Origin of the sequence: Chitinophaga oryzae (assembly GCF_012516375.2) — a bacterium.
GTDB classification, from domain to species: domain Bacteria; phylum Bacteroidota; class Bacteroidia; order Chitinophagales; family Chitinophagaceae; genus Chitinophaga; species Chitinophaga oryzae.
Genome location: NZ_CP051204.2, coordinates 3,136,877 through 3,155,815, shown reverse-complemented (window position 1 = coordinate 3,155,815; position 18,939 = coordinate 3,136,877). Strand labels below are relative to the sequence as shown.

Genomic DNA, 18,939 nt, shown 5'->3' with positions numbered 1-18,939 from the left:
TTTTATGGATGAAACATAAGCCTGCCGTACCCGGTGGGCTTCATTTTTTTCATAACATGATTTTGTTGGATAGCTATCGCTCAGGCCTTTGAACAGGCCCGGTTAAACGGTTCACCGGCCGATTGTACCGGTAGTTGATAATGGTTGGTTACAGATGATAACAGATTATGGATAAATAACAAGCTTCCTCCCCTCTTCCAGCTTACAGTTAATTCTCGCCTGTGTCAGTATTTTCATCAATTGGTTTTGTGTCAGGTTTCTGCCTATTTCACCGGTGAACGTACCTTCCGGCACTTTGCCGGCATAGCTTACTTCGATATTGTACCACCGCGCCAGCTGCCGCATGACAGTAGGGATATCGGCGTCGTCAAAAGAGAAATAACCATTTTTCCAGGCCACGGCGCTGTTGACGTCCACATGCTTCAGCCATTCGATATCGTTGCTGCCGGGCTTTACGCGTGCCTGCTGGCCAGGCTCCAGGTGTTTGTAGGCGCCAGGCGTTCTTATCAGCACCGCACCTTCCAGCAGCGTCGTTTTAACTGTTTGCTCATCGTCATAAGCGTTGATATTAAAATGGGTGCCGAGCACCAATACGTCAATATCGTTCACTTTTACCTCGAACGGTCGTGCCGCGTCGGCAGCCACTTCAAAATACACCTCTCCCGTTATGGCCACTTTCCGGTTATCGCCGGTAAAGGCCGTAGGGTAACTGATAGAGGAAGAAGCGTTCAGCCATACGTGCGTACCGTCGGGCAGCGTTACCTTAAACTGTCCGCCCCTGGGCGTACGCAGCACGTTATTATTAGCCACGTCGCCATTGCCCTTATAAACGATCTGGCCATGTTGGGTCTTCTCTACTTTCGCTCCCTGTAAGGTCAGCATACCGGTCCCGATACTGTCGAGGTTTACGACAGAACCATCGGCCAGCGTCAGCGTCGCCTTATCGCCCCCGGGCTCCACCCGGGCAGGTACTGTCGCTGCTGCCGGGGCAGCTTTCCGCACCTGCGTGAAGTAATAATACCCGCCGCCGGCCATGATCAGCAGCAGCGCTGCGGCGGCCACCTTTCCGTACCATCCTTCCATCCGGCGTACCCGCTGCGGAGGCTGCGTGGCAGCCTGCAACCGCTGGTACATCCGGTCTCTCAGCAGGCCTTCCGTCTCCGGTCCTCTCACCGTCACCCGGGCGGTCAGCTCCTGTTCATCATAGGCGTTATACCATTGCAGCAGACGGTCTACTTCCGCTTCACTGGCTGTGCCGGCAAGATACTTTTCCGATAGTATAGCCAGTTCTTGCTTATCCATTCACTTTAGAATTTACAGGTGTTATATAATGTAAGTATGGAAACGGCAGGCTTACCCTACCCCGCGGACAAATTTTTTTTTCAGCAGAGGAATATGGCGTGAAAGTAGTTCCTGAACTGCACGCGCAGCCGCTGTAATGCTTTGGTGATATGTTTCTCCACTGCTTTCTCGGAGATCTGCAGTTCAGCGGCTATTTCGCGGTTACTAAGGCCTTCGTTGCGGCTGTAGTTAAAAACGAGGCGGCATTTTTCGGGCAACTTTTTCAGTTGCTGTTCCATAGACTGCTGCAGGAAATGCAGCTGCGCCGTTTCATCGGCCACGGCCTGCAGGGATTCGGGAAGCGCTTCTACGGTGATGACCTTCGCTGATTTAGATAGTTGGGCAAATACGGCGTAACGGTTGGCGGTAGCCAGGTAGGCGGGCAGTGAACGGATAACAGACTGGCTCCTGCGTTGCCACAGGCCGGTAAACACGTCCTGCACTACATCTTCTGCCAGCTCACGGGAATGCAGGCGGTCATAAGCCAGTACATACAGGCGTTTCCAATACCTGTTGTAGATCTCCGTAAAGGCGGTGTGATCGTCAGCGGCCATCAGTTGAACCAGCTCTTCATCAGCATAGAAGGTGTAGTCTGTCATCATCTTAATACGTATAACACTGCTATCGCCGGCTATTATTCAGGACTATCTGGTTGATTTTTCAGTCGGTTTCTTCACTCAAAACTAAGGTTTAAGGGGCAGATAAACAAGCGGGGGAAGCATGAAAATTCCGTCAGGCGATGTTACTTATCCGGACCGAAGCCCGTCTTCTGCCGGCCTTTCGGAAGCTGCGCCGTCTTGAGGTTCAGGCCTGTCTCCTTCTTCGTTTCCGACAACACAAACAGGCTTCTGATCTTCGATATGTTTTCCAGTTTGGATAGTTTGTTGGAATAAAAAAGTTCATATGCCTCCATGTCGGCAATCACAATTTTCAGCAGGTAGTCGAATTGGCCGCTCATCTTATAACTCTCCAGCACCTCCGGAAATGAATTGATCTTCTGCTCAAAGCTCTGCAGCTTGTCATGCCCATGGCTTTCCAGCGTTACGCTGGTATAGGCGATCAGCGTGCTGCCCAGCTTATGGGGATTGAGCACGGCCACATACCCGGTGATATATCCTTCAGCTTCCAACCGCTTCACCCTGTCAAAAACAGACGTTACCGATTTCCCCAACCTGGCCGCTATCTCTTTGTTGGTGGTCCTGGCATCTGTCTGCAGTATGTCCAGAATGCATAGGTCTGTCATGTCCGGTGTGAAACTCATGGCTGGTTTTTGATCAAAAATAGGGATATGGGCACATATTGCCGAAAAAAAATCGGCGGCAGGAGCAGTTGGCGGTTTTGTTTTCGGCGGTGGCGCCTTCACATCCCGCGGGATACCAATTACCATAACTTTCAGGAGAAACAATTTACCACGTATGGAAGGCTGATGATAGTGCCTGCCTGTCAACATTAAACAACAACAATCCATGAAAGAAAGCATTGTACTCCCGCTGCAAAAGGTGGGTCTGGACGCTATTGCCCTGGTAGGAGGAAAATCGGCCTCGCTGGGTGAAATGATCTCCGGGCTGTCGGAAGCCGGCGTAAAAGTCCCGGGCGGATTCGCCATCACGACGAAAGCCTATTATCATTTTATGCAAAACAGTGGCCTGGACCAGTTCATCAGGGACCAGATAGCACAGATCGACTTCAACAACATCAGCTCGCTGCGCAGGGCCGGCCAGCGGATCAGGCAGGAGATCAGCAACTCCCGGTTCCCCCATGAACTCAGCCAGGAAATTATTGCCGCTTACCAGGCATTGTCCGCACAATACGGCCAGGAACAGACCGACGTGGCCGTGCGTTCTTCCGCAACTGCAGAAGACCTCCCGGATGCTTCCTTTGCAGGGCAACAGGAAACTTTTCTCAACGTCCGCGGACCGGTAGCGCTGATAGACTCCGTACGGAACTGCTTCGCCTCCCTGTTCACCGACCGCGCCATCAGCTACCGCGAAAATTTCGGCTATGATCATTTCAGTGTAGGCCTCTCCGTGTGCGTCCAGAAAATGGTGCGTTCAGACCTCGGCGCTTCCGGCGTAGCCTTCTCCCTCGATACCGAGTCGGGCTTCCGTGACGTGGTGCTGATCAACGGCTCCTTTGGACTGGGGGAACTGGTGGTACAAGGCGCCGTATCACCGGATGAGTTCATCGTCTACAAACCCCTGATACAATCCCAATACAAACCTATCCTCGAAAAAAAGATGGGCGTAAAGGACAAAAAGATGATCTATGGTGAAAGCAGCGACGAGCGCACCCGCGTGATCCCTGCCACCAAACAGCAGCAGCACAGCTTCTGCCTCACCGATGACCAGATATTGCAACTGGCCGCCTGGGTACAACGCATTGAATCCTATTACTCCGGTAAAAAAGGCCACTGGTGCCCGATGGACGTAGAATGGGCGCTCGACGGCCTTAGCCAGGAACTCTACATTGTACAGGCGCGGCCCGAAACCATCCATTCACGCAGAGACAGGAACAGGATCACCACCCGTACCCTGGATACCGGCGGCGCCACGCCCCGGCAACTGCTGAAAGGCATTGCCGTCGGTGATGGTATCGCAGCCGGCAATGTCAACATCCTGTTCTCCCTCGATAACCGGGTGGCCACTACCACCTTCCAGCCAGGAGACGTGCTGGTAACCGATATGACCGACCCCGACTGGGAGCCGATCATGAAAATGGCTTCCGCCATCGTGACCAACAAAGGCGGTCGCACCTGCCATGCGGCCATCGTAGCGCGGGAAATGGGCATCCCCGCCATCGTAGGCTGCGAAGACGCTACCGAGAAACTTAACAGCGGACAAGCCATCACCGTGAGCTGCGCCGAAGGCACAGAAGGCGTGGTATATGAAGGTATCCTGCCGGTAAAAGAAGGGCTGCTCGAACTGTCCAGCCTCCCTGCCGTGAAAACGCCCCTCATGCTGAACGTAGGATCTCCTTCCATGGCGTTCCAGTTCACCCACCTGCCCGGCAAAGGCATCGGCCTGGCCAGGGAAGAGTTTATCATCAACAACTATATTAAAGTCCACCCGCTGGCGTTGCTGCATCACCGTGAGCTGAACGACGCCGCCCTGTCGGCCGAAATAGCGCAACTGGTCCACGGCTATGAAAACGAGGCGGACTACTTCATCAGCAAACTGGCGTCCGGCGTGGGTAAGATCGCTGCTTCCAGCTATCCCAACAAAGCGATTGTGCGTTTCTCCGATTTCAAGAGCAACGAATATTACAACCTGCCGGGCGGGAAATATTTCGAGCCGAAGGAAGAGAACCCTATGATAGGCTGGCGGGGCGCTTCGCGTTATTACTCGGAAAAATATAAGACCGCTTTTATGCTGGAATGCGCCGCTATCCGCAAGGCCAGGGAAACCATGGGACTGAACAACATTGTGGTCATGATCCCTTTCTGCCGCACCGTGGAAGAACTGGAGCAGGTACTGGCGGTGATGGAAGAAGCCGGGCTGGCCAGAGGGCAGAACGGGCTGGAAGTATACCTCATGGCGGAACTGCCGTCCAATATCATGATGGCGGAAGAGTTTGCGCCGCATATCGACGGTTTCTCCATCGGGTCCAACGATCTCACGCAGCTCACCCTCGGGCTGGACAGGGACTCCGAACTGGTGTCCGGTTTGTACAATGAACTGAGTCCTGCCGTGCTGCGTATGATATCACGGCTGATTAAAGTTGCCAAAGAATATAAAGTGAAAGTCGGCATCTGCGGACAGGGGCCCTCTGATTTCCCGGAGCTGACAAGGTTCCTGGTGCAGCATGGCATAGACAGTATTTCCGTGACGCCCGATGCGCTGGTCAAAACGCTGTGGGCGGTGCATGAAGCGGAGCAGCTGGTAGAGGCGTGAACAGAAGACACCAAAACAAGAGATATTAGGACCTAAAAAAGTTGGGGAGATCATCTCTCCAACTTTTTTTTATATTTTTTGATCGATAAATTATTAAGATTGCAGGGAGAAATGCAAAGTCTGATTGTCATTACAGCCACTAAATAATGAGCGGCAGTTACTGCTACAGGTATCTGAGGGCGACGAAACCGCTTTCCGGCAACTGCTCTATGCCTATAGCGACCGCCTGGGCGCCTTCGTTTACAAAATCACCGGTTCACGGGAAGTCAGCCAGGAGATCGTGCAGGACATCTTTATAAAGGTCTGGCATAAACGGACCACCTTATCCGCAGTAACACAGCTGGATAACTATCTCTTTATCATAGCGCGTAATCTTACCTATAACCATATCAGGGACCAGGCGCGAATAGCTGTCAGATACCAGACATGGCTCCGGGACGTGGAAAACAGCGACGACATGGTGCTCCCCGCCGCTGACGAAGAAGGGCTCGCTCAATACCTGCCGCTCATCGATGAGGCTATCGACCGGTTACCTCCGCAACAACGGAAGGTATTTGAGCTGGCCAGAAAGCAGTCTTTGTCTCACAAACAAATTGCCGAACAGATGCAGCTGTCCCCTGAATCTGTAAAAAAATACATGAAGCTGGCCTTAAACACCGTGCGGGAGCATGTCCGCGACCGTATGCCCTTTCCGGTGCTGCTGGTATTATTACTTCCGGTCACCTATTAACAAAAAAAATATTCTTCTATACATATCCCCCTGCCACCGGTGACGGTGTCTTTATCATGATAACGTTACACAGCTATGTCACAGGAACAAGTACGCGATTTATGGAACAAGGTATACGCCGGCGGCGCCAGCGAAGCGGAAAAGCAGGCGCTGGAACAGGTGCTGGCCGACGACAGCTACCAGGACGTTATTGCACAGCTGCTGGAAGAAACGTATGTAACGATGCCTCCTGCCGGCGCTTTTTTCACAGAACAGGAGAAAACAGTGATGATACACGCGGCCACCGGCAGGAAGGTGCTGCCGCTGAAAACAAGGCACATAAGACGATGGGCCTCCGCTGCCATCATAACCGGCGTGATCGCTGCAGGCAGCTACTATTTGTTGCGTCAGCACCCATCCCATCCCGCACCGGTAGCGGTACAACATCAGGAAACTACTCCCGGCAACAAAGCTGTGCTCACACTGGCGAACGGGCAGCACATTACGCTGGACAATACCGGTACAGGTGAACTGGCCCGGCAACCGGGAGCGACTGTCATTCAGACCGACAGCGGCAGTATAGCCTACAAAGGCACTGCTGCTCAAGCGGCCGTCAGCTTCAATACGCTCACTACGCCCCGTGGCGGCCAGTTTAAATTACTGCTGCCCGACGGCTCCGCCGCCTGGCTGAATGCGGCGTCGTCCATCACCTATCCCACCGCTTTTAACAGCAAAGAACGACGCGTGGAAATTACCGGCGAAGTATACCTGGAAGTAGCCCGTAACGAACGGCAGCCGTTCTTCGTCACTACCGGTCAACAAGAGATAGCTGTGCTGGGCACCAGTTTCAACGTCAACGCCTATACGGATGAAGCCAGCATTAACACCACGCTGCTGGACGGAGCAATCAGCATCACGCCGGCCAATGGCCAGACCACGTTGCTACGGCCGGGGCAACAGGCATCCGTACATCGCCCAAACGGGCAGTTAAAGGTGCAACCGGTCAATACCGCGCTGGTGATGGCCTGGAAAAACGGGCTTTTCAGCTTTGAGCGCGCCAATATACAAACCGTCATGCGCCAGCTAAGCCGCTGGTACAACGTAGCCGTCGTCTATGAAGGCAGCATCCCCACACAAACATTCTCCGGTGATATCTACCGGGACCTCCCGCTTCCCAAAGCGCTCGAAATGCTGGCGTTCGTAGGATTTCATTTCGAGGTAAAAAATAACGGGAACGGCAACACGATTATTGTCAGGCCGTAAGGACCACCATTATATCCAATCATTTATCAACCATCAACAAAACAGTCATGAAAAAACACTTTCCGTCAGCTATTCACCGCCGCTGTTAGATACTGAAAAGCCGGAAGTGTTAGCGACACATTCCGGCTGTGTTCAGGCTAACCGTTCTCTTACATTATGACATATCAAAAAACAGTTTCAGCCTAAAACAGTCTAAAATTAATGAATTCCACCACATCATGGGATATTTTATATCCCTGCGCCCCGTCGTATGCCGGTAGCCAACCTGTGCCGGCACTACCACGCGGCCTCACAAAACGTCTTATTATGCGGATAAGTTTGACGACCGCGCTACTGCTGCTTGCATTGCTGCAGATCAGCGCCAGAGGATACGGGCAGATCACGCTCGACGAGCAACATACGCCATTGGTAACCATATTGCAGCAGATCAAAGCGCAAACCGGATACGTGTTCTTTTACAGCGACACACAGCTACAGGGTGTGAAGGCCAGTGTAAAGGTAAAAGATGCTGATATCAATACCACCCTGGCCCAATGCTTCAGAGGGTTGAACTACGCGTACCGTATCGCGGAAAAGAACGTGTTTATTACTGCGGAAAAACCCAATGCAGCTCCTGTTCCACCGGCTGTCGTCACCGGCGCCGTTACCGACAGTACCGGCCATCCGCTGCCTGGGGTAACCATACAGGTTAAAGGCACCAACCGCGGCGCTGTAACGGATGGCAATGGGAGCTACCAGCTGGAGGCCGGCGAAGGCGCCGTCCTTGAATTCAAACTGCTGGGCTTCGAAACACAGACAGTCCCCGTGCTTTCGCGCAACCGCATTGACATCCGGATGAAACCCAGCCGCGGAGAACTGAACGAAGTGATCGTAGTGGGTTATACCACCCAAAAGAAGATGGACGTTACCGGTTCAGTAGCCCAGGTATCGGCGGCAGAACTGGTGAAAGCGCCGATGACCAATGTCAGCCAGATGCTGACCGGCAAACTGCCGGGCGTAACCTTCCGGCAACCGAGCGGACAACCGGGCTACGACGATGCCACCATGCTGGTACGCGGCTTCGGCACCTTTAACAATTCATCGCCACTCCTGCTGGTAGACGGCGTAGAACGCGCCTTTGGCCGTATAGACCCGAATGATATAGAAACGGTGTCTGTATTAAAAGATGCCGCCGCCTCCGCGGTATACGGTGTAAAAGGCGCTCACGGCGTAATCCTCATCACCACCAAAAGAGGTAAAGCCGGCGGCAAACCCCTCTTCTCCTACAGCGGCTCGGCCACCGTTTCTCAAAATACGCAGCTGCCCGATTTCCTCACCGGTACTGAATATGCCTACTGGCATAATAAAGCCAATGAAATGGACGGTAACAGGAAATGGTTCTCCGATGAACAAATAGCTGCCATGACCAACGGAGATCCCTCCGATGGCCTCGAAAACACCAACTGGCAACGGGAGTTCCTTCACAAACCCGCTTTCGTCAATCAACACAACCTGTCCGTCAGCGGAGGGGCCGACAACATCCGCTACTTCACCAGCATCGGCACTATGCAACAGGGCGGCATCGTAAAAGACATGAAACTGGAACGGTACAACGTAAGAGCGAACCTCGACATGACACCGGACAAACACTGGGCCATTTCCCTGAACCTTGCCGGCCGCACGGAGAAGCTTCATACGCCCGGCTCCGCCTCCTACGAGAAACAATCCATCTTCAGTCCTATATCACAGGCCCTGTATATGTACCCCTTCCTGCCCTTTGAATATAAAGGGTTGCCGACAGCATCGTCTTACATGACGCTGAACCCCTTCGCCGTGGCAGAACTCAGCGGATTTCAAAAATCAGCCAACACCATGATAGAGACTTCCGCCAGGATCAGTTATACTCCCTCCTTTATCAGCGGATTAAAAACATCGCTGTTCGGCAGCTATGACCGCAAATACAGCGACGCCAAAACATTTTCCACCCCCTATAATGTCAATGCCTTCATCTCTGAAACAGGGAAGTACGGCAAGTCGCTCGCCGATGGTTATATGGCTAACGGCAGCCTGATACAGACCGCCGACAATTTTGACTACATGGTGGTCAGACCATCCCTCGAATATGAACGGACAACCGGCAAACACCATATCGGCGCCCTCTTCCTCTATGAGTGGCAAAAAGGAAACACCAGCAACCTCTATGCTTCCCGCTGGGGCTACCTCCTGAAAGAAATTCCGGAACTCTCCTTTGGGCAACAACTACCGCCGGTGCCCAACCTCGGAGGCTCCTCCTCCAATGTACAGGCAGGTTATGTAGGCCGCCTGAATTATGCTTTCGACCGGAAATACCTGCTGGAAGTGGCTGCCCGGTACGACGCCTCCTATAAGTTTCCGAAAAACTCCCGCTGGGGCTTTTTCCCCTCCGTGTCCGCCGGATGGGTGATCTCGGAAGAACCCTTTTTTAAAGACAACGTCTGCAACGTCGACTTCCTGAAGCTGCGGGGCTCTGCCGGTATGCTGGGACGCGATAACGTGACGCCTTTCCTCTATGAACAATACTTCAACCTGACACAAACACCGGTGATAGCACTGGGCGATAAGCTGAACACCCTCTACGGGCTCAGCTCCTCCAGCTCCTATCCGAGCACGCACCTCACCTGGGAAAAAACACGCAACTACAACCTCGGCGTTGAACTGACCATGTGGAAAGGGCTGCTGAGCGCAGAAGCCGATGTCTTCTACAAATACACCTCCGACATTCTTCAGCATACCGGCAGCGTATATCCCTCTTCGTTAGGAGGCAATTTCCCGGAAATAGAAAACAGTGGTTCCGTAGATGTCCGCGGCATAGAACTGCAGCTGTCGCATAAGTACCATATCGGCAAACTACAGTATACCCTGTCCGGCAACTTCAGTTACGCAAAGAACCGCATCCTCTCCATCATCCAGCCGGAGAACGTACAGCCCTGGCAAAATATGATCGGTAAATCCATCGGCCAGCGGCTGGCCTATATCGCCACCGGCCTATTCCAGACAAACGAACAATTGCAGAACAGTCCCGCCCCTCCCGGAGGCGGCTACAAAAGACTGGGCGATATCATGTACCAGGATATTAACGGCGACGGTAAACTGACCCGTGAAGACGATATGGCGGTAGCCACACGCCCCGACATGCCGCCCGTGATGTATGCTTTCAACCTTGAGCTCCGCTACCGTCAGTTCGACTTCTCCATGATGTGGCAGGGCGGCGCAGGAAACGATATCCTGTTGAGCGGCATGTACGACAACGGCATTCCGGACAATACCATATTCACCAAACCCTTCTATGGTAACGGCTACAACAGTCCGCGCTACCTGCTGGAAGACTCCTGGACACCGGAGCATACCAATGCCCGTTATCCCCGGCTGTCACTGATCCCCAGCGGTGGCAACTCCCTCGATGCTACCTGGTGGATAAGACCGGGAGGATATATACGGCTCAAAAATGCCGTGCTGGGCTACAGCCTGCCAGCATCCGCACTCCGGGCTATCAGCATCAAAGGCCTCAGGCTGTACATGGCCGGTACCAACCTGCTCACTTTCTCCCGGTTCAAATACATTGACCCGGAAAGTCCCAGCGTCAACAACGGTTATTACCCGCAGCAACGAACCTATAGCGCCGGCGCTAACCTGACCTTTTAATTCACAAGAACATGAGAAAGATCGTATACATACTTCTACTGGCATCCTGCACCTGGTCCTGCTCCCGGAGCCTGGACGTAGCACCCGGTGACAAATATTCCAACAGTGTTGTCTGGAAAAACACCAATAACCTTGACCTCTACGTCAACAGCCTCTATGGCGCACTGTATCAGTTCGCCGAAATCGGCGGACCGGACCTGAGCGACGGCTACACGGATATCCTTAAATACTCACAGACCTACATGGATACTTACCACAACAGGATCTGTCTTTCGCCCGCTTTTCTCTCGCCCGCCACCACGGAAGCCATCAGCCCCTGGTCAGCAGCCTACACCCATATCCGGAAGCTGAACGAATTCATCATCGACGCCCGTAAATACGCCGGTAACATCAACGCCGCCGACCTGAAGGTCCGTCTTGCCGAAATCCGCTTTCTCCGCGCCTTTGTGTACAGCAAGCTCATTACCCGCCATGGCGGCATAGTACTGCGCACAGATAACGAAAACCTCGACGGACCCGCGCAAAAAAATAAAGCCCGTGCCACCACCAAAGAAAGCTGGCAATGGGTCATCAGTGAACTGAAAACCGTAGCAGACCAGCTGCCGGAAGCATGGGACAACAACAGCACCGGCCGCATCACCAAAGGCGCCGCTTATGCGCTTCTTGCCAGGGCCGCCCTGTACGCTGAGCAATGGGACGAAGCCATCAGCGCAGCCAGGAAAGTGGAGTCGATGGCTAACGGCGGTAAATATGCACTGATGAATAAATTCGAAGACGTATTCTACACGCCGCACAATAAAGAACTTATCCTCGCAGCCTATTACAAACGGCCCGATCTGACCAATAACTTCGACCGCTATTTTGCGCCTACCGGCGATATAGAACGCTACGGCGGCTATGCTTCCCCCACGGAGGAACTGGTATCCCAATTTGATATTAAAACGGGAAACCGCTGGGAACGTTTCAGCTGGGATAATCCGGAACATAAAGCCAATCCCTATAAGAACAGGGATCCCCGTTTCTACGCCACGATACTGTATAACGGCGCACCCTGGAAAGGACGGACACTGGAAACCTACGTGGGCGGCGCCGACAGCTATATCGAGTACTTCGATGGTAACGCCCGGAACCGCTCTGTCACAGGATACTTCATCCGGAAATTCCTCGAAAACAAAGTAAAAGACTTTGTGTCGGAAAAGGGGGATCAGTACTGGATCGAATTCCGCTACGCAGAAATCATTACTATTTTATCTGAAGCCTATGGCCGCGGAAAAGGAGATTTCATCGCCGCCTACCGCTACCTCAACATGCTGCGGGAACGTCCCGGCGTAGCCCTCCCCGCCTTGCCGGTGAAAGATAAGGCGGAAGAATACCTGGATGACCTGCAAAAAGAAAAGATGTGTGAATTCGCCTTTGAAGGCCATCGCTACTGGGACCTGAGAAGATGGAAAAAAGCCGGTACCGCACTGAATGGTGTACGCATGCACGGCATGGAGATAAAAAAATCGGGCGACAGCTATGAATACAACCTGGTAGACTGCGACAAGGCAGACCGCTTTTTCCCCGAGCGCTACTATGTAATGCCGATCCCCGATTTTGAAATCAAAAATAATCTTGCCTGCAGGCAAGACCCTGCATGGCAATAACCCAATCTCCCCCGTTCTTAAAATGTGCAACTCATGAAACCAGTCCAATATATAGGGTTCCTGTTCTGCTTACTGGTGGCCGCCTGCCATAAGCCCGACGCCCCCAGCAACAGCAACGACAGCAGGATCCGGTCGATCTACGTGAAGTTCGCCGGTACCGACAAACAATATCCCGGCGTTATCAGCGACGGCAAAATATCCTTTGACGTGCCCATTTACCTGCCGGGCACCGACTCGCTGATCTCCACCGACCTTTCGAAGATGGAAATTGTAGCATCAATTCCGGTAGGCGCCACCGTTACCCCGGGACTGACAGGGATCAAAGACCTCTCAGCACCGATGCTGGTCACCGTCGCCGCTGCCAACGGCGCCCGGCAACAGTACACCTTAACGGCCCGCAAAACGGGCATGAATTATACCAAAGGCCTGCTCGAATTTGCCGTTTACAAAGAAGGGCAGACGAAGGTATACCAGTCCGCCAAAGCAGCTCCCTACAACGACGGAGATACCCTCTTCATCGATGTCCCCGATACGCCGAAAGACCCGCTGAACATCACCCGGCTGCTCACAAAAGTGAAACTGGAGCCCACCTGCACGATGACACCGGAACTGAAGCCGGACGCGACGACTGACTTCTCCCGGCCGCTGGAAATAAAAGTAACCGATGGTATCGGTACCATTCGCACCCATTACATCGCCATCAGGCCCACCAAATTTGTAAAGGCCCGGTTCAGGGAAGTATGGTTCAAATCTGTAGAAGAGCTGGGCCTGACCAGAAGCAATATCAGAAGCCTCGCCGTATCGGCAGATTATTTCTTCATCCCCGAATTCAATGACTGGAACACCGACGGCAAACTCTTTGTTTTCAGCACCGCCGACGGTCGCCTGGCGAAAAAAATAGACCCTCCTGCCACTTTTTCTTCGCGCGTAACCACAGACGACCAGGGCAGATTCCTGGTATCCACCTGGAACGAATCCGGCAAAGGGTTTATCCTTTACCGTTATAACGATATACAGAGCAATCCGGAACAAATACTGAACCTCGTCTCCTGGGATGATCCGCAGTATATTCCCGCACAACTGGGCGTCAATAAAATAAGTATTACCGGCAACACCAAATCCGGCAAGGCTTTCATGTACACCACCATGCCTGACGGGAAATACTATACGTGGGAATTCAACAACGGTGTGCCCATATCGCCAAGGCCCGCGGTAATACAGTTTGACCCGGCCAAAACAGGCGGCACGTGGGACATCGCAGCCGTTAAGAGACTAACCACAGACGCCCTGTCCGACATCTGCTTCAGCTGGTATAATGAAGGCGCTGCTGAAACAGACGGAAAAGGCAGCCGCTTTGAAATAAAGGATGCCGCCGGCAACTATTACCGGCTGAACCCCGCCAATCATCCCTATAAAATACTGGCTTATGACGTATTCACGGTAAACAATGACCGGTTTGTAGCCATGCTGGCGCAAGGCATCAGGAACAACAGCGAGGCCCGCATGCTCGTTTTCGAGATCAGCGATAAAACCAAACTACCGCTGGCAGTGGGTGATCCGGGTTATACAGACCTTAAGCTGTTCCAATCCGCTCCGCTCGGGATCACTACCGACTTCAGCTCCGGCGAAGTTCATGTAATCGTCAACGGCCTGCATGCCGACATCTACGTGGGCACCACCGCTATTTCCTCTCAGGCCGCTGCCAATGCAGGCGTGCGGAAGTTCAACATGGAGTACCAGGTGGAATAGGCTATCGCCATATCATGCACTTATCATCATTTTTCACTGTTATAAACTGATCTTTTATGAATTGTTTTAACATCACATCGAAAACGATTTACTGCTGCCTCGGCATAGCATGGATATTGGCGACGACATCGTGCAGAAAAGGATTTAGTGATACCGGGTACGAAAAAACTACTGATATAACCGCAACATCCACTTCGGCCAACGGGACACTCTCCACGCCCAAAACGAGGGCGCGCGACATGGTGCTGATCTACGGCGCAGGCACGGAAGGCGGCCAACAGTGGGACTACTACGCTTTCCATCCATATGTGGTCTATAAAAACAAACAAAACCAATATGACTGGATGTTTGACGGATTCCTGTTCCTGGAACTGAACGACCAGTGGAACTTCTCGTTCACCACAGGTCATGGCGACCCCAGCAAACCGGCGCTGAAAGCCAACTGGAATACGCTCCTGGATAAGTATTTTTCCGCCGGGCGTTCGTTGCATGCACTTGACCAGGCCATAGACGACGCTACCTGGAGCGCCGGCCAGCCGCCGGCCAAAAGAAAGGTGATCATCGGCATACCGGAACCCCTGAAATCCGCCGGCAGCAACTGGGGGATGGCCAACGGCATCTGGCTCGATTTTCAAAATGACACCCATCGCACCATGGCCTGCAAATGGTTTATAGACGAGGTCATCACCCGTTTTGATACTGCTCATTTCAGACACCTGGTACTGGACGGCTTTTATTGGATCGGAGAAGCGGTAGGCGATGCCAGCGCGGTAACACAGGACGTGGCAGCTTACCTGGCGCCTAAAAACTACTGCTTCACCTGGATACCGTGGTGGCAATCGCCCGGATACAACAACCCGCAGGCTTTCGGGTTCTCCGATACTTACCTCCAACCCAATTATTTTTTCTACAACACCGTGCCCTATTCACGCCTGCAGGACGCCTGTAATGCAGCCTACGCCAACAACATCTACCTGGAGATGGAATTCGACGACAACGTGTTGTATTATGCGCCCTACCGGACAAAGATGAACGAGTACATGGATGTTTTTGGCAGCAATAACGTGTACGCCAATATGAAACTGACTTACTACCAGTCACAAAGCACCATACTCAAACTCTTTACACAAAAAGACTATCATCCGCCGCTGGACAGCATATACAGGAAATTCTGCGAAATTATTACTGCGCGCCAGAAGGTGGTGAACCCACCCTACATGAACTAAATTCTTTAAACTCAATTGTATAAAACTGACTGACTATGATGAGGAACGTTTTCCTTTGGATGTTGATGCTGCTGGCGGTGCCCACCACATCGTGCAGTAAAAAATATATGTATCCCGATTACGATGGCAATGAAAAAAAAGACAGCACGGCCACCCCGCCGGCAGATACCGGCGATGTCCGCAAAACAGCGGTCCGCGACCTGGTGCTGATCTATGGCGGCGGGGCCGATGGCGCTCAGGCATGGACGAAAGATGCTTTTTATCCTTACGTAAGCTATGAAAATAACGGCGCCTGGGATTGGATGTTCGACGGCTTCCTGTTTCTCGAACTAAAGGATGGCAACGGGCACGCCTATACCACCGGACACGCTCCGGAACCGGCCCTGAAGGAACACTGGGAACAGCTGCTCACCAAGTATTTCAGGAAAGGCTATGCTTTTTCTGCCCTGAACGATTGCATCGCAGACGTTATCGTTAAAACGGGCCATCCGTCCCGTAAAAGAAAAGTCATCGTTGGTATCCCTGAGCCGATGAAAGCCGCCACCCAATGGGGAGAAATAGATGGTAAAATGCTCGATTTCTCTAAAGACGCCGACAGGATCACCGCCTGTAAATGGTTCATTGACCAGGTAAAAGAAAAATTCACCGCCGCCGCCTATCCCAACATCGAACTGGAAGGATTTTACTGGATAGCGGAAGAAGTAGAAAACACCGCCCCGATCATTGCGTCTATCGGCGATCACCTGAAAAAAGGCAAGAGCACTTTTCTCTGGATACCCTGGTGGAAATCGCCCGGCTATGATAACTACAAGCCATATGGCTTCAGCGACGTATACCTGCAGCCCAATTACTTTTTCAGCGACGACGTGCCCTACTCCCGCCTTCAGGAAGCCTGCGATGAAGCCGGCAAATATCACATCAACCTCGAAGTGGAATTCGATGAAAGAGTGCTGGGAGGTAAAGGACAAAAGCTATACGACTACCTCGAGGTATTCCAGCAAAACAAGGTATATGAAACCCGCAAGCTGGCTTACTATCAATCAGAAAACACAATACTGAAACTATTTCAGTCATCGAATACGGCCGATAAGGATTTATATAAACGTTTATGTGAGATCATTGTCAAAAGGCAGAAAGAAACCGCACCTGCCTATATGGAAAAGTAACCGATGAAGATAAAAAACAACAAATGCTATGCACTGACAATAGCACTCTGGTTTCTTACAACCGCGGCATCCGGAACTCACTATGACCTGGTACTGCAGAACCGGTCTGTGAAACTCACCTTTGACGCTGGCACCGGTGCGCTGTTGTCCTTTTACGACCGCAATGCCTCTCTGGAATTCCTGGACCGCAAAAGCGGGGAGCGCGGTTCTCTCTGGGAACTTGAACTGGAAGAAGGAGGCGCCGTGCGAAAGATAAACCTACCCCAGGCCGGAACATTCCACTCCTCCAGGCCCGACGTGCATACGTTGGTCCTGGAGTGGAGCCGGTTTTCCGGCTTAACGCCGTCACTGAGAGTCAAAGTGACCATACAGTTGCAGGGAGAACAATCATTCACCGGCTGGCACCTGGCACTGTCCGGTATCAGCGGCCAGCAACCGGAAAAGATCATTTTCCCGCGTATCAGCGGTTTACAGGACATGAAAGACGAAGAACTCGCTGTGCCGGTATGGCTGGGAGAACTATATAAATCGCCCCGTACATCGGGGCAGCATTATACATGGCACTACCCCGGGCTGTTGTCTCTCCAGATGCTGTCATTATATAATCCCCGTACCCATGGGTTTTACGCAGCCTGTAATGATACGGCCGGCTATACGAAAACATTCTCCTTCTCGCCCGACAGCAGCCGGCATTTTACCTATCAGATGGACAACTACCCTGTTACAGCAGCCGGCGATAGCGTTTATACGTTACCGTATAACGCCATTATAGGCGCTTTCAAAGGCGACTGGCTGTCGGCCGCCACGACCTACCGCGATTGGGCCGTTCACCAGCCGTGGTGCCGCGACAGCCGCTTCCGGAAACATGCCGCGGAAAGCGGCGCCGCCCGCACGGCGCTCTGGGTATGGAACCGCGGCAGATCTGACAATGTGCTCACACCGGCCGTCGACCTGAAAAAAAGGACAGGGTTGCCGGTGAATGTATTATGGCACTGGTGGCATGCCGCCGCCTATGACGATGGTTTTCCTGAATATTTTCCTCCAAGGGAAGGAGACAGCTCCTTTCAATCGGCCATCAGCAACGCCCGCCAACAGGATGTACAAGCGCTGGTATACATGAATACGTATCAGTGGGGCACCCATACGGCGGGTTTTGAAAAAGAAAATGCGCTGAACAACGCCGTAAAAGACAAGGCAGGCCGTACGGAGGCACATGTGTATAATATCTTTACCCAACACTCGCTGACGCCCATGTGCCTGGCTACCAACTGGAAAAACAAATATGCAGGGCTCGCCGGCAAAGCCATCAATGACTACCATACCGGCGGCATCTACATGGACCAGGCCTGCCTGCATCACCGGTGCTATGATAAGTCCCACGATCATACTACCGGCGGCGGCAATTACTGGGTACACCATTTCGGGATGCTGACCAACATGATCCGCCGGAGCAACAGTGCGAAAGACAATACCATACTGGCGGGCGAAGGCTGCGGGGAATCCTGGCTTCCCTACCTGGATGCCTTCCTCACGCTGCAGGTCAGCAAAGAACGTTATGCAGGCATATCCGGAGCCGCTACCATTCCCCTCTTCCAGGCGGTTTATCACGACTACGCCGTTACTTTCGGCAGTTACGCTTCTCTCGTAACACCGCCCTATGACGAGTTATGGCCTGCTGCGTACGCCCCCCCCGACGCAGAACAACCGCTGGCAGCAGAATTTGATGAACAATTCCTGATGGAGCAGGCACGCGCCTTTGTATGGGGCATGCAACCCACAATCGCCAACTATCATGAAACACTGGCCGTGCGTAAAAAAAAGGAAATTTCCTACCTGGTACATCTGGCACAACTGAGGTATAAACAACTGCCATACCTGCTCTATGGCCGGTTTATGCGGCCTCCCCGGATGACCATCCCGGAGAAAACAATCGCTGTATCGAGGCTTTCCATCTATACCGGCCAGCACCAGGACAGGGTAAAGCGGCAGCAGCAACAGGTCCCTTTGATATACACCAGCGCCTGGAAATCTCCTTCCGGTGCTCTGGGCATCGCCGTAGCGAGCATCAGCGATACACCACAACTGATACAGTTCAGTATCCGTACCCGTGATTACGGACTGCCGTCATCCGGCAAAGTATATGTGACCGATACCAGCGGCAGAAAGCTGCTGTCGGCATACAAAAACGGCTCAGTGAAAGTGCATTATGCGTTGGCGGAAAGAGGTGCGTGTATGGTGGAAGTGGGAACGAACTGACAGTTTACCTGCATGAAGGAATAAAAAGCCCGG

General features: G+C 52.6%; 12 protein-coding genes. 9 read left to right on the top strand and 3 right to left on the bottom strand.

The annotated features are described in order from the left end of the window. Positions 1-165 precede the first annotated feature (165 nt). From HF324_RS13180 to HF324_RS13170, 3 genes are all read right to left on the bottom strand, one after another. The gene (locus HF324_RS13180; RefSeq protein WP_168859975.1) at positions 166-1,302 is read right to left on the bottom strand and encodes a FecR family protein; all 1,137 of its coding nucleotides are present in this window, start codon (positions 1,300-1,302) and stop codon (positions 166-168) included. Between the two features lie 80 nt (positions 1,303-1,382). Next, positions 1,383-1,943, bottom strand: a complete 561-nt coding sequence (locus HF324_RS13175; RefSeq protein WP_168859974.1) for a sigma-70 family RNA polymerase sigma factor — start codon at positions 1,941-1,943, stop codon at positions 1,383-1,385. A gap of 140 nt (positions 1,944-2,083) precedes the next feature. Next, positions 2,084-2,602, bottom strand: coding sequence for an Lrp/AsnC family transcriptional regulator (locus tag HF324_RS13170; RefSeq protein WP_168802910.1), 519 nt, complete (start codon positions 2,600-2,602; stop codon positions 2,084-2,086). A gap of 205 nt (positions 2,603-2,807) precedes the next feature. On the opposite strand from HF324_RS13170, the gene ppsA reads away from it, so the two are divergent. From ppsA to HF324_RS13125, 9 genes are all read left to right on the top strand, one after another. Further along, positions 2,808-5,231, top strand: a complete 2,424-nt coding sequence (gene ppsA, locus HF324_RS13165) for a phosphoenolpyruvate synthase (RefSeq protein ID WP_168859973.1) — start codon at positions 2,808-2,810, stop codon at positions 5,229-5,231. 124 nt (positions 5,232-5,355) lie between these two features. Beyond that, positions 5,356-5,961 carry an RNA polymerase sigma-70 factor gene (locus HF324_RS13160; RefSeq protein WP_168802908.1) on the top strand — a complete coding sequence of 202 codons (606 nt, stop codon included), beginning with the start codon at positions 5,356-5,358 and terminating at the stop codon, positions 5,959-5,961. A 75-nt stretch (positions 5,962-6,036) separates the two neighbouring features. After that, positions 6,037-7,203 carry a FecR family protein gene (locus HF324_RS13155; RefSeq protein ID WP_168859972.1) on the top strand — a complete coding sequence of 389 codons (1,167 nt, stop codon included), beginning with the start codon at positions 6,037-6,039 and terminating at the stop codon, positions 7,201-7,203. Positions 7,204-7,509: 306 nt separating this feature from the next. After that, positions 7,510-10,863, top strand: a complete 3,354-nt coding sequence (locus HF324_RS13150) for a TonB-dependent receptor (protein ID WP_168859971.1) — start codon at positions 7,510-7,512, stop codon at positions 10,861-10,863. Positions 10,864-10,874: 11 nt separating this feature from the next. After that, complete coding sequence (locus HF324_RS13145) at positions 10,875-12,509, top strand: RagB/SusD family nutrient uptake outer membrane protein (RefSeq protein WP_168859970.1); 1,635 nt, start codon at positions 10,875-10,877, stop codon at positions 12,507-12,509. Between the two features lie 33 nt (positions 12,510-12,542). Further along, positions 12,543-14,258 carry a DUF5018 domain-containing protein gene (locus tag HF324_RS13140; RefSeq protein ID WP_168802904.1) on the top strand — a complete coding sequence of 572 codons (1,716 nt, stop codon included), beginning with the start codon at positions 12,543-12,545 and terminating at the stop codon, positions 14,256-14,258. 56 nt (positions 14,259-14,314) lie between these two features. Beyond that, entirely contained in the window at positions 14,315-15,484 is a 1,170-nt protein-coding gene (locus HF324_RS13135) for a DUF4855 domain-containing protein (RefSeq protein ID WP_168859969.1), read from the top strand. Positions 15,485-15,519: 35 nt separating this feature from the next. Then, positions 15,520-16,650, top strand: a complete 1,131-nt coding sequence (locus tag HF324_RS13130; protein WP_168859968.1) for a DUF4855 domain-containing protein — start codon at positions 15,520-15,522, stop codon at positions 16,648-16,650. Between the two features lie 3 nt (positions 16,651-16,653). Then, positions 16,654-18,906, top strand: coding sequence for a DUF6259 domain-containing protein (locus HF324_RS13125; RefSeq protein WP_168859967.1), 2,253 nt, complete (start codon positions 16,654-16,656; stop codon positions 18,904-18,906). The last annotated feature ends 33 nt before the right edge of the window (positions 18,907-18,939 follow it).

Bases quoted from the DNA above. Each gene is read 5' to 3' on its own strand.
- HF324_RS13180 (WP_168859975.1), bottom strand. From the start codon at position 1,302: ATGGATAAGCAAGAACTGGCTATACTATCGGAAAAGTATCTTGCCGGC.
- HF324_RS13175 (WP_168859974.1), bottom strand. From the start codon at position 1,943: ATGATGACAGACTACACCTTCTATGCTGATGAAGAGCTGGTTCAACTG.
- HF324_RS13170 (WP_168802910.1), bottom strand. From the start codon at position 2,602: ATGAGTTTCACACCGGACATGACAGACCTATGCATTCTGGACATACTG.
- ppsA (WP_168859973.1), top strand. From the start codon at position 2,808: ATGAAAGAAAGCATTGTACTCCCGCTGCAAAAGGTGGGTCTGGACGCT.
- HF324_RS13155 (WP_168859972.1), top strand. From the start codon at position 6,037: ATGTCACAGGAACAAGTACGCGATTTATGGAACAAGGTATACGCCGGC.
- HF324_RS13150 (WP_168859971.1), top strand. From the start codon at position 7,510: ATGCGGATAAGTTTGACGACCGCGCTACTGCTGCTTGCATTGCTGCAG.
- HF324_RS13145 (WP_168859970.1), top strand. From the start codon at position 10,875: ATGAGAAAGATCGTATACATACTTCTACTGGCATCCTGCACCTGGTCC.
- HF324_RS13140 (WP_168802904.1), top strand. From the start codon at position 12,543: ATGAAACCAGTCCAATATATAGGGTTCCTGTTCTGCTTACTGGTGGCC.
- HF324_RS13135 (WP_168859969.1), top strand. From the start codon at position 14,315: ATGAATTGTTTTAACATCACATCGAAAACGATTTACTGCTGCCTCGGC.
- HF324_RS13130 (WP_168859968.1), top strand. From the start codon at position 15,520: ATGATGAGGAACGTTTTCCTTTGGATGTTGATGCTGCTGGCGGTGCCC.
- HF324_RS13125 (WP_168859967.1), top strand. From the start codon at position 16,654: ATGAAGATAAAAAACAACAAATGCTATGCACTGACAATAGCACTCTGG.